Source organism: Pasteurella oralis (genome assembly GCF_002850605.1).
GTDB lineage: Bacteria > Pseudomonadota > Gammaproteobacteria > Enterobacterales > Pasteurellaceae > Pasteurella > Pasteurella oralis.
Map to the genome: position 1 here is coordinate 491691 of NZ_NXGB01000001.1, position 12644 is coordinate 504334.

At 35.8% G+C, this 12644-nt stretch carries 11 protein-coding genes; 4 read left to right on the plus strand and 7 right to left on the minus strand.

Annotation, left to right across the window (positions count from 1 at the left end):
* Positions 1-147 precede the first annotated feature (147 nt).
* Positions 148-552 (plus strand): DUF805 domain-containing protein, encoded by a 405-nt coding sequence (locus C0975_RS02370; protein ID WP_101774794.1) that lies wholly within the window; start codon positions 148-150, stop codon positions 550-552.
* Between the two features lie 156 nt (positions 553-708).
* Positions 709-2022 (plus strand): NCS2 family permease, encoded by a 1314-nt coding sequence (locus C0975_RS02375; RefSeq protein ID WP_101774795.1) that lies wholly within the window; start codon positions 709-711, stop codon positions 2020-2022.
* Positions 2023-2069: 47 nt separating this feature from the next.
* Here C0975_RS02375 and tilS read toward each other — a convergent pair whose 3' ends face one another.
* The 3 genes from tilS to accA form a co-directional block, all read right to left on the minus strand.
* Positions 2070-3383, minus strand: coding sequence for a tRNA lysidine(34) synthetase TilS (tilS, locus tag C0975_RS02380; protein WP_101774796.1), 1314 nt, complete (start codon positions 3381-3383; stop codon positions 2070-2072).
* Between the two features lie 55 nt (positions 3384-3438).
* A complete protein-coding gene (pdxY, locus tag C0975_RS02385) occupies positions 3439-4299 on the minus strand; it encodes a pyridoxal kinase PdxY (RefSeq protein WP_101774797.1) in 861 nt (286 codons plus the stop codon).
* A gap of 86 nt (positions 4300-4385) precedes the next feature.
* Entirely contained in the window at positions 4386-5339 is a 954-nt protein-coding gene (gene accA / locus C0975_RS02390) for an acetyl-CoA carboxylase carboxyl transferase subunit alpha (protein ID WP_101774798.1), read from the minus strand.
* A gap of 275 nt (positions 5340-5614) precedes the next feature.
* Here accA and C0975_RS02395 point away from each other — a divergent pair, with 275 nt between their 5' ends.
* Complete coding sequence (locus C0975_RS02395; RefSeq protein WP_101774799.1) at positions 5615-5968, plus strand: c-type lysozyme inhibitor; 354 nt, start codon at positions 5615-5617, stop codon at positions 5966-5968.
* A gap of 99 nt (positions 5969-6067) precedes the next feature.
* On the opposite strand, the gene guaA is transcribed toward C0975_RS02395, so the two are convergent.
* From guaA to guaB, 3 genes are all read right to left on the minus strand, one after another.
* Positions 6068-7639 carry a glutamine-hydrolyzing GMP synthase gene (gene guaA, locus C0975_RS02400; RefSeq protein WP_101774800.1) on the minus strand — a complete coding sequence of 524 codons (1572 nt, stop codon included), beginning with the start codon at positions 7637-7639 and terminating at the stop codon, positions 6068-6070.
* Between the two features lie 101 nt (positions 7640-7740).
* Entirely contained in the window at positions 7741-9012 is a 1272-nt protein-coding gene (locus C0975_RS02405) for a hypothetical protein (RefSeq protein ID WP_101774801.1), read from the minus strand.
* 77 nt (positions 9013-9089) lie between these two features.
* Positions 9090-10553, minus strand: a complete 1464-nt coding sequence (gene guaB, locus C0975_RS02410; protein WP_101774802.1) for an IMP dehydrogenase — start codon at positions 10551-10553, stop codon at positions 9090-9092.
* A 170-nt stretch (positions 10554-10723) separates the two neighbouring features.
* Here guaB and birA point away from each other — a divergent pair, with 170 nt between their 5' ends.
* Entirely contained in the window at positions 10724-11659 is a 936-nt protein-coding gene (birA, locus tag C0975_RS02415) for a bifunctional biotin--[acetyl-CoA-carboxylase] ligase/biotin operon repressor BirA (RefSeq protein WP_101774803.1), read from the plus strand.
* A 48-nt stretch (positions 11660-11707) separates the two neighbouring features.
* Here birA and C0975_RS02420 read toward each other — a convergent pair whose 3' ends face one another.
* Entirely contained in the window at positions 11708-12547 is an 840-nt protein-coding gene (locus C0975_RS02420; protein ID WP_101774804.1) for a DUF5718 family protein, read from the minus strand.
* Between the last annotated feature and the right edge of the window lie 97 nt (positions 12548-12644).

Genomic DNA, 12644 nt, shown 5'->3' on the forward strand with positions numbered 1-12644 from the left:
AGAATTAACAGTATAAATCTTTCCGCTTGGAAGTGAAAGAAATAGCACAAAAATTAGTAATAGTACCATTTACTCTTGCTGTTTTTTTATGTAAATTTAATACTTTCTAGTCGTCTGGTATTTTATAAAGTTTTAAGGATAAACCGTATGAATTGGTATTTTCATGTATTAAAAAATTATGTGACATTTAGTGGTAGAGCAGGGCGCAAAGAGTTTTGGATGTTCACTTTAATTCAGTTTATCATCATCGTATTGCTTTTTATTGTAGACATTAATAATGGAACATATAATTCTGATGTTGAAATGGGGCTTTTATCTGGTATTTATATTTTATTGACTTTCTTACCTACGTTAGCTGTCACGGCTCGCCGTTTACATGATATGAATCATAGTGCTTGGTGGCTTTTACTTAATTTGATTCCTATTGGTCAGATAGCCTTACTCGCTTTGTGTTGCGCGAAAAGTACACCGGGTACGAATCGTTTTGGACCAAACCCCAAAGAAATCGATATGAATAATGAATCTAAAAATGACACAACGTTAATCAGTTAATTTGATTAGAAAAACAAAGAATCGGCATCATTTAGATGTCGATTTTTTTTGTTATTTTCCGCTAAAATACCTGACGCAAACGTTTACTATTGAAAATTTTAGCGTAGAATATGCGCTTATTTTTTATTTTTATTACTTTTCACTTAAGGAAACAATATGTCTTTAGAAAAACATTTTGAAGTTACTAAACGTGGCTCAAGTGTGCGTCAGGAAGTGATTGCGGGTTTAACTACGTTTTTAGCTATGGTGTACTCCGTTATCGTCGTACCTAATATGCTTGGTGCCGCAGGTTTCCCTGCTGAATCAGTGTTTATTGCAACTTGTTTAGTCGCAGGGTTAGGCTCAATTTTAATTGGCTTATGGGCAAATGTACCTATGGCGATTGGTTGTGCAATATCTTTAACCGCATTTACCGCATTTAGCTTAGTGTTAGGTCAACAGGTTAGTATTCCTGTGGCATTAGGTGCGGTATTCTTAATGGGGGTTGTGTTTACTCTCATTTCTGCAACTGGGATTCGTGCTTGGATTTTACGTAACCTACCAATCAGTATTGCGCATGGTGCTGGTATCGGTATCGGTCTATTCTTATTATTAATTGCAGCGAACGGTGTGGGTTTAGTGGTAAGTAATCAAGCTGGTTTACCTGTAAAATTAGGTGACTTTACGTCGTTTCCTGTGTTGATGGCATTAATCGGTTTAGCCTTAATTATCGGCTTAGAAAGAATGCAGGTAAAAGGCGGTATTTTGTGGGTGATCATTGCAATTACAATGGTAGGTCTTATTTTTGATCCAAATGTGAAGTTCGGTGGTCAAATTTTTAAAATGCCAACTTTTGGTGAAAATTCGTTATTCTTACAATTAGACATTATGGGGGCATTACAGCCTGCAATTTTACCCGTAGTATTTGCACTGGTAATGACGGCTGTTTTTGACGCAACAGGAACAATTCGTGCAGTTGCTGGTCAAGCAAATTTATTAGATAAAGATGGTCAGATTATTAATGGCGGTAAAGCATTAACTTCAGACTCAGTAAGTAGTATTTTATCTGGGGTGTTTGGTACTGCACCAGCAGCGGTTTATATTGAATCTGCGGCGGGAACAGCAGCAGGAGGGAAAACAGGGATTACTGCTGTAGTAGTTGGTGTATTATTCTTATTAATGTTGTTTTTCCAACCGTTAGCATTCTTAGTACCGGGGTACGCTACTGCGCCTGCATTAATGTATGTTGGTTTATTAATGTTAAGTAATGTAAGCAAATTAGATTTCAATGATTTCATTGGTGCAATGAGCGGTCTAGTTTGTGCTGTGTTTATCGTATTAACAGCCAATATCGTGACAGGTATTATGTTAGGCTTTGCAACATTAGTGATTGGTCGTTTAGTGTCTGGTGAATATAAAAAATTAAATCTTGGCACGGTGGTCATTGCTATTGCGTTAGTCGCATTTTATGTCGGAGGCTGGGCAATATAATTTGTTTTGATATTAATATAATGAAGGGCAGCGATCATAATCTGCCCTTAATTTTTTTCTTCTGAACAAACTACAAAAAAACCAACCGCACTTTTTAAGGTATTACCATAGAAAATCAATGGGATACGTTGCCGTTGCCAAACGGGTACATTTAATTGCTGCCAGATTTTTTTAATCTCTTTATTAGCGGATTTTTCAGTTAAACGGACTTTACCAGAATAACCAAAGCGTACTTGGATAGGGCTGGTGGTAAAAGGTAATTCGCTACTTAATTGCTGCTGAGAACATTGCCAACGTGCGATAAGTTTTTGGGATTTTTGTTGTAATGTTAGGCTACCCAATTGATCAGGTAGTTGGATTGTTTCGCCAATGTGAATGTTAAGTGCAATCTGTGTCAGATTAGCAAATTGGCATGTCATATAGAGTCGTTGTTGATAGCGGCGAATAATTTGGCTACCTAATTGAAACCGTGGCTGACTGTCTGGCTTAGCAAAAATGACATCTTGGATGATTTGTGTTAGTTGTAATAAGGAAGGCATCGGCACTTGCCATTCTGCTAGCCATAAGCGTAATAAGGCTTTTTGTTTTAAAGCTGAAAAAGTGGCAAATTGACTGATATTAAAAGTGCGGTCAGTTTTATCAAAATTTTGTGTAAATTCTTCGCTAAGTAATTCATTGAGCAATTGTTGTTGTTCAAAACAATGTTGGGCAGAACGTTGTACTGCTAAATCAAAATGAGCCCAACGTTGGCGTAGATGAGGCAAAATTGCATTGCGTAGAAAGTTGCGTTCATAGCGGTTATCAATATTGCTTTCATCTTCAATCCAAGTTAATTCTTCAGACTGTACAAATTGTTCTAATTCTATGCGAGTAAAGTTAAGGAGTGGGCGGAAAATAGGTAAATGATAGAGCGTACTTTGCACTTGCATTGCGCTTAATCCTTGTAGACCGCTACCACGCTTTAAGGCAAGAAAAAAAGTTTCTGTTTGATCTTGTAAATGATGTGCAGTGACCAGCATTTCATGAGGCAAAATATGATGTGCAATGGCTTGATAACGCGCTTCTCTTGCTCCTGCTTCAATACCATTACTACTACTATCTACTTGTACTTTTTCAATAATTAAGGGCACTTGTAATTGTTCACAAATTTGCTGGCAATGTTGCGCCCAGTAATTGGCATTTTGGCTTAACCCATGATGGATATGAATTGCTCTAAGTTGTAAGTGCGGTCTATTTTTACGCAATTTTGCTAACAATAAAAGTAGTGCAGTCGAATCCAAACCGCCACTAAAACCAATTAAAAATTGGTTTTGGTCGGGAGTATGTTGATCAATTTGTGTTTGGAATCGTGGTAATAGCATAGGTGTTTTGATTAAAGTTAAAGGACGTTAATTGTAACGTCCTTTGGATTTGAAATTAAGCGATTTTCACTGCTTTATATTGACTGATAGGCTTCATAATATAGTCACGAGCCGCAATAATTTGTAGTTCATAATTATCTTTTTGCTGAGTAACAGTCATTACATCATTGACAGCATTTGCAGTATGCTCAAAAGCTTCAAGGTCAGATTTGCCATTGAGTAAATTAGCAATAAATAATCCTGCGGTTAAATCACCGACGCCAACAGGCTCTTTACGGAATTGATGTAAAGGACGGCTGATGTGCCACATTCCCTCTTGATTCGCTAATAGCATTTCAAATTGAGTGGTATCTTTACCCACTTTACTTAGGTGTTTCACTAACACTTTTTTTGGACCTTTAGAGAGAATGATTTTAACTGCTGCTAACGCTTGCTCAAAATTTTGAACAGACAAGCCACTTAATTCACGTAATTCAACGAGATTAGGGGTGATTAAGTCTGCTTCAGCCATTGCCAAATTAATTAATCCTTCTTTGACACCTTCCGCGACGATACAGCCTTTGTCTGGATGTCCCATGACTGGGTCACATAAGTAAAGTGCATTTGGATTTTTTGTTTTGACAAATCGTACTGCATTGATAATTTCTTCTACTTGTTCAGCTGAACCAATATAACCTGAAACAACGGCATCACATAAATGTAATGCGTTAATAGCATCAATACCACGTACAATTTCGCCAATTTGTTCTTTTGGAATAACCATACCTGTCCATTTACCATATTGGGTATGGTTAGAAAATTGCACGGTATTTAGCGCCCAAACATCAACGCCTAAAAGTTGCATAGGAAAAGTGGCTGATTTGTTACCTGCATAGCCATAAACAACATGAGATTGAATTGAAAGAATGTGTTTCATGATGACTCCTGAAATAAAATTGTTGCGTTATGATCAAAAACGGCATAATGCAGAGATATACATTATGCCATTGAGTAAATTAATGATTACACATAACCATAATCCATTAAGCGTTGATAGCGGCGATGGAGTAGATTATCTTGATCTAACATATCTAAATCCGCAAGATCAGCTAATAAACGTTGTTTTAAGTTTTGTGCCATGACATCAAAATTACGATGAGCACCACCTAACGGTTCTTCGACGATATTATCAATCAGATTGAGTTCTTTTAAGCGATTAGCGGTTAAGCCCATTACTTCAGCAGCGGTTGAGGCTTTGTCTGCGCTTTTCCAAAGAATTGATGCACAGCCTTCGGGCGAGATAACTGAATAGGTGCTGTACTGCAACATATTTACTTTATCACCAACACCAATTGCAAGTGCGCCACCTGAACCCCCTTCACCAATGACAGTACAAATCACAGGGACTTTTAACATTGACATTTCACGTAAGTTGCGTGCGATAGCTTCTGATTGACCACGTTCTTCAGCGCCAACACCCGGATAGGCGCCTGGTGTATCAATAAAAGTAATAATAGGTAAATTAAAACGTTCAGCCATTTGCATTAAACGCAATGCTTTACGATAGCCTTCTGGTGCAGGCATACCAAAATTGCGTTTAACTTTCTCTTTTACACTTCGTCCTTTTTGATGGCCAATGACCATTACTGGTTTACCTTCTAAACGGGCTAAACCACCAATAATCGCTTTATCATCAGCAAAAGCACGATCGCCTGCTAATTCTTCAAATTCAGTGAAAATACGTTCAATATAATCTAAAGTATAAGGACGGTTTGGATGACGAGCCATTTTTGAAACTTGCCAAGCATCTAGATTGGAAAAGGTTTTTTGAGTAAGTTCTGCACTTTTCTTTTGTAAACGTGCAATTTCGTCATCAAGATTAATCTCATTATCTTGACTTGCCACAGAGCGAAGTGACTTAATTTTTGCTTCAAGCTCTGCAATAGGTAATTCAAAATCTAAATATTCTGGGCTCATTTTTCTTCCTGTTTTCAAATTAGCACAATTTATACCGCACTTTATCAAGATTTTTCTGAAGGTGCAAACACAGGCCGTATTGTATGCTTTTTTTTGTGAAAAAGCATGTGCTGTTTGACTTGTTATACCATCGAATTACTATCAAGTATTGATAAATAAGTCTGGTCATTTTGAAGTATTTTTTATGGAAAAATACTGAGTTGAACTTTTACTTTTTCTTATGTGTCAAAGGAAGTGCGTTTTAAAAACGTTATAAAACAGCATGAGGAGTATTTATGAAATTGAATAGAGCAACATTGGTTACAACATTAGCTGTACTTTCTTTTACTATGATTTCAGCACAAGCAACTATTATGGAAGCTAGCTCAAAAGGAGAGTTAACAAAAATTGTTTATAGCTGTGAAGGAAAAAAAACATTAGATGTGATTTTTATAAATACGGCTAAGGATTCTTTTGCAATCATTAATCAAGTTGATGAGATGATTCCTATGGAACTCGTGAAATCCGCTTCAGGTGCAAATTATAAAGCAATTAATAAAAATTATACTTACGAACTTCAAACTAAAGGTAATCAGGCAACCTTGCTTGGTGATAATCAAGTTATCATTGGAAATTGTGTGACTGAATAATAATATTTATTGATATGCAGCTATCTATTGAAAATAGCTTGAATTGAATTTAAAAGCCCTGAAAAATTTTTCAGGGCTTTGTTATTAGTACATGAAGAGTTATTCCCACTCAATTGTCGCTGGTGGTTTACCTGAAACATCATAAACAACGCGAGAAATACCGTTGACTTCATTGATAATTCGATTTGAGATTTTGCCTAAAAGATCATAAGGTAAATGTGCCCAATGTGCGGTCATAAAATCGATAGTTTCGACGGCACGTAATGAAACCACCCAATCGTATTTACGCCCATCTCCCATCACACCTACTGATTTCACTGGTAGGAAAACAGTAAATGCTTGGCTGACTTTGTAGTACCAGCCTGAGGCATGTAACTCTTCCATAAAGATTGCATCAGCACGGCGGACTAAATCACAATATTCTTTTTTGATTTCACCTAATACACGCACACCTAAACCTGGACCAGGAAATGGATGACGATTTAACATTTCTGCTGGTAAACCTAGTGCTAAACCAATTTTACGTACCTCATCTTTGAATAATTCGCGTAGTGGTTCAACTAAGCCAAGCTTCATATAATCAGGTAAGCCACCTACATTATGGTGTGATTTAATCACATGGGCTTTACCTGTTTTACTTGCCGCAGATTCAATCACATCGGGATAGATTGTACCTTGTGCTAACCATTTTACACTCGATAACTTTTTCGATTCATCATCAAACACATCAACAAAGACTTTACCGATTGTTTTACGTTTTGCTTCAGGCTCATCAATGCCTTTCAATGCTTCTAAGAAACGATCTTCTGCTTTCACGTGGATAATGTTTAATCCAAATTTATCACCAAACATTTCCATGACTTGTTCAGCTTCGTTTAAACGTAATAAACCGTTATCAACAAAAACACAGTGTAAATTTTTACCGATAGCACGATGTAATAAGAGCGCAGTTACGGATGAATCGACTCCGCCAGATAAACCTAAGATGACTTCATCATCACCGACTTGCTCTTTGATACGTGCAACCGCATCTTCAATAATATTTTCTGGAGTCCAGTTACACTCACAGCCACAAATATTCACCACAAAATTAGTTAATAACTCAAGACCACTCTTGGTGTGAGTAACTTCTGGATGGAATTGTACACCATAAAAATGGCGACTTTCATCAGACATAGCCGCAATCGGGCAAGTCGGTGTGACTCCCGTAACTTGGAAATTCTCTGGTAAACGTGTAACTTTATCACCATGACTCATCCAAACATCTAATTTTGGCGTTGCACTTGCTAAGTTATCATTTAATTTCGCAAATAGAGCATCAGTTGCTTTTAAATCTACTGAGGCATAACCAAATTCACGATGATCAGATGTTTCTGTTAAACCACCTAGTTGCATTGCCATGGTTTGCATACCATAGCAAATACCTAGTACTGGCACACCAGCATTAAAAACATATTCTGGTGCACGAGGGCTATTTTCTTCTGTTGTACTTTCAGGACCGCCAGAAAGAATAATCCCCGTTGGGTTAAATTCACGAATATCTGCTTCAGTGACATCCCATGCCCAAAGTTCGCAGTAAACACCGATTTCACGGACTCGACGTGCAATCAACTGGGTATATTGTGAACCGAAGTCTAAAATTAGAATTTTATGATTGTGAATGTTGTTCATTTAAGTTCTCTTGGTTGTTTTTAGGTAAATATCAAATAGTGTTAAAGTGTCCTGCGCAAAAGGGATTTTTAATTTGCTATTGTGTTACATTTAATGGGCTTTTAAACATCTTCGATGTATTGTTCAATATACAGAACCTCTTTTTGAGTGAGCGTTTTTATTTTATCCACATATTGAGTCAAAAAATGATGTTCAGCTAAAAATATTGTGATTGCTTCTTTATTTTTATCAAAAAAACATATCGTTAGTGAACTTTCATTATTTCTTCTCGTTGTTTCCGTATTCGCAAGCGTAAAGCATTCAATTTCATTTTTATCAAACACTATTGCACGATCATTACTAGTAAAGCCTATTTTATGATTAACATCATCTGTCCAAATAACCGTTTGCTCATCTCGAAATTTTTCTTTTATTTTAGGAGGGCGTCTTTTAACACTTGCGCTATAGGTATAATCTATTTTTATTAAGTCTTGATGATCAATAATTAAATAATCACTAATGATTAATTGGCTTTCATAAGGTTCATTAATCACATATTCTAAATATTCAGTATTATTTCTAATTATTAGCTTGCTATATCCAGTATCAAAGTAATATTTAAAATGGCGATGATAATGCAATTCAAATTCAATATGATTAAAATTTACAACAGATTTATATAACTTAGGATTATTTCTCTCTTCAGAAAATGATGTGATTAGCTTTTTATTGTTAGTTAATGAGGATTTTAATTCTAAGTAACTTTTCTCTGTTGCTGATTCGTGATAACAATCAGTATATAGCTCTAAAATAGGCACATCTCTTCTGACACTTGGCGTAAGCCAAACATTCTTCAATAATAAGCGACCTATTCGAATAGGATAGATAAAATTATAAGAAATCCATTTTTCTTCAAATTGTGTATGTTGAAATAATGCTTCATAAGTGGTACCCCAAGGAATAAATTTTTTTTCAGGAGATTGAATTTCAAAACCCTGCGTATAGTCAGTATATTCCTCATCAAGAATATCATAATTTTGTATTTGTTTTTTTCGCCAAATTTGTATAGAAAAAGGTCCTTTTTTATAAAGGTATTGAAAAAAAAGAGCATCATCAAAACCAAATCGGCAAGATAATTCCTGATACATTTTTGTAAACCCTCTATAGTTTACTCCAATTTTGAAGATATCATTAAGGTAAAGCGTAAGGCGATTGTTTCTTATATCAGGATCTTTAACAAGATAAACATAATTTAGCTGGCTTAAATCAAACTCATCATATTTTTTTTCAATTTTAACAATGTTATTTTCAATATTTATCTTATATTGATATTTATTTCTTAAAAACTTTAATAAAAAAAGTTTGATAATATTTTTAACATTAATATTATGCATAAAAATAATCTTCTATATTAAAGTAGTTACATTTAAAATATAAACTTAGGTGGGATTTTACCCACCCTAAGACATTATTAACCCATACGATAGTTAGGCGCTTCTTTGGTAATAGTGACATCATGCACATGACTTTCTTTGATTCCTGCACCACTAATACGCACAAATTGTGCTTTAGTACGTAGTTCATCAATAGTTGCACAGCCAGTTAGACCCATACAAGAACGCAAACCCCCCATCTGTTGATGAATGATTTCTTTTAAGTAACCTTTGTAAGGAATACGACCTTCAATTCCTTCTGGCACTAATTTATCAGCCGCATTATCTGATTGGAAATAACGATCACTTGAACCTTTGCTCATTGCACCCAATGAACCCATTCCGCGGTAAGATTTGAATGCACGACCTTGATAAAGCTCAATTTCACCAGGTGCTTCTTCAGTACCTGCGAACATCGAACCTACCATCACACAAGATGCACCTGCAGCAATCGCTTTTGAAATATCACCTGAAAAACGGATACCTCCATCAGCAATAACTGGTATACCACGATCTTTTAAAGCTTCTGATGCATCGGCGATAGCCGTGATTTGTGGAACACCAACCCCTGTTACGATACGAGTAGTACAGATTGAGCCTGGACCAATCCCCACTTTCACTGCACTTGCGCCTGCGTCAGCTAGAGCGAGGGCACCTTCTGCTGTTGCAACATTACCTGCTATGATAGGTAAATCTGGGTATTTAGCACGTGTTTCACGTACACGTTGTAGTACGCCTTCTGAGTGACCGTGTGAAGAATCGATTAATAATACGTCAACACCTGCTTTTACTAAAGCATCAATACGTTCTTCATTACCTGGCCCAGCGCCTACTGCAGCACCAACACGTAAACGCCCAAACTCGTCTTTACATGCATTTGGTTTTTGTTCTGCTTTTTGGTAATCTTTTAATGTGATCATACCTTTTAACTTAAAGTTATCATCAATCACTAATACTTTTTCAACCCGATGTTCATGCATTAAAGTAAAAATTTCATCACGCTTAGCCCCTTCTTTCACGGTCACCAAACGTTCTTTCGGTGTCATAAACTCAGAAACAGTTTTATTTAAGTCAGAAACGAAGCGAGTATCGCGACCTGTAATAATGCCGACTAATTCTTTATTTTTATTCACTACAGGATAACCCGCAAAGCCATTTTTCTTAGCAACTTCAGCTAATTCTCCTAATGTTAGATCTGGTGTGACAGTAATTGGATCTGAAACGATACCACTTTCAAATTTTTTCACTTTGCGTACACGTTCTGCTTGGCGTTCAATGGACATATTTTTGTGAATAAAGCCAATACCGCCTTCTTGGGCAAGAGAAATTGCTAATTTTGCTTCTGTGACAGTATCCATAGCGGCGGATAACATTGGAATATTGAGGCGGATTGTTTTGGTGAGTTGAGTGGATAGGTCTGCGGTATTTGGGAGCACTGTAGAGTGTGCTGGGACAAGAAGTACATCATCGAAGGTTAAAGCTTCTTTTATTACTCGTAACATTGCAATATTCTCTCTTAGATTAATGTTGAAAATAAAAAAAAGGGTAAAAAATATTGCGGTCGCATTATACAGATTTCATTCTTATTTGAAAATGGATTTTTTTATGGATTTAAGACAAAATGCACAAGAGAAATAAAAAGGTAAAACAAGTTATATCAATAAGGTTTTTTATGCACAATTTAATTGATGTTTTAGCGCAAAATGAAAGAATATCATTATGTAAATTAACTGAACTTTTGCAATGTTCTGAACATCTTGTCTTAAAACAAATTGCTGAGTTAGAAGCACAGGGGATTGTGATTGAAAAAAGTGCGGTTGATTTTAGGTTAATTCCACAATTAGCACGTTTAGATGAAGCTTATTTAAATCATATGCTTGCGCCACAGAAGCTCATTATAAAACCCGTTATTCATTCTACTAACCAATATTTATTAGATCATATCCATCAACTTGAAACAGGTACACTTTGTTTGGCTGAGTATCAAACGGCAGGGCGAGGTCGAAGAGGCCGTCAATGGCTATCACCCTTTGCAGGTCAAATTATCATGAGTATGTATTGGACAGTAGAACGTACAACAAATTTAGAAGGATTAAGTCTTGTTGTTGGTATGGCAATTGCCGATACGTTAAAACAATTTGGCGCGATTGGTGTAACATTAAAATGGCCAAATGATGTTTTGCTAAATAACAGAAAGCTAGCAGGGATTTTAATTGAAATTGCGAATAGTCCAAATAGATTACATAATTTAGTTATTGGCTTAGGCATTAATCTTTCATTGCCTAAGCAACAAAATTCGATTGATCAGCCATGGGCGGAGTTAATCGAAGTATTACCAGATATAGATCGTAATCAATTGATCATTGTATTAGTGAAAAATCTGACTTTTTATTTAGATTATTTTAAAGATAAAGGGATTGATGATCAGTTTAAACAGCGTTGGCTAGAACTTGATGCTTATTTAGGTGAGGAAGTTAGTATTATTAGTGAAAATCATCGCACGATAGGAGTTGAACAAGGTATTGATGAACGAGGTTATATTAAAATTATGACATCAGAGGGAGTTCAATATTTTAATGGCGGTGAAGTTTCTCTTAGGAAAGCTTAAAGAGTGGTCAAAACTTTAGAAATGTTGACCGCTCTTTTGTGTGAGAAATTAGATTACTGTTTGGATAAGAGCTGAAATGTCTTGTGGAAAACATTCTTGTTTTGCCATAGTAGCAATATCACTATGGCTATATTTTTCCGCATTATAGACAACAACAATGCTTGTATCACCAACTTGCAAGAAGTTATGTTCACCAAAGTCAGTATAGCGCGTGGCACCAATGCTAATGATCGCTTGCTTAGGATAATCTGCTTTTTCAATTAAAGCTGAAATATTGTTCATTGGACCTTGATCAGGCTGTGTATTCATTTTATCAACAATCCAATTCAAGAGTTTTTGATGAAAAAAACTATAACCTAAAGCTGGGCTATCAACGCCATATTCGTTAAATTGTTCACCGCGTTTATGAAAACAAGCAATATGAAATTGATCAATTTCACTACCTAGTTTAAAAGAGGTAAGTGGTAATAAAGTAGGTGAGAGACCTTTACTTTCTGGGGCCCAATTTTTCTTTTCACTAATTTTCTGCGCATTAGGGCGACGAATTGAGCAGTCATTATAAGCTGCAAACAAGCGAGGAATAAGCTGAATTACTTTTTGACCAGAATATTCAATGTCACAAATAAGTGCAATCTCTGGTTCAATTTGTAAGTTATCAGCTCCAATTTCATTTGAAAAAGAAAGATGTTGATGACTAATTGGATAGGTTGCAAGAAACTGATGCTCTGGATTTAATTTGTTACTTGGTACATAAAAAGGAAAAATTGCTTTAGGTTGAATAGATTCTTCAGTTTGTACCGATATAAAATCAGAAGCCTCGCCAGCTTGCTCTAAATGCCCAGCAAAATTACCAGCAACCCCTAAGCCGATCATTTTTTTGAAATCCATATCTTCTCCTCTATCTATATAAATGTAAAAACGAAGTTACTTTAGTATTAAATTTAGGCTAAAACAATTATTTTTGTTTGCTTTGTAAACAGTTAAC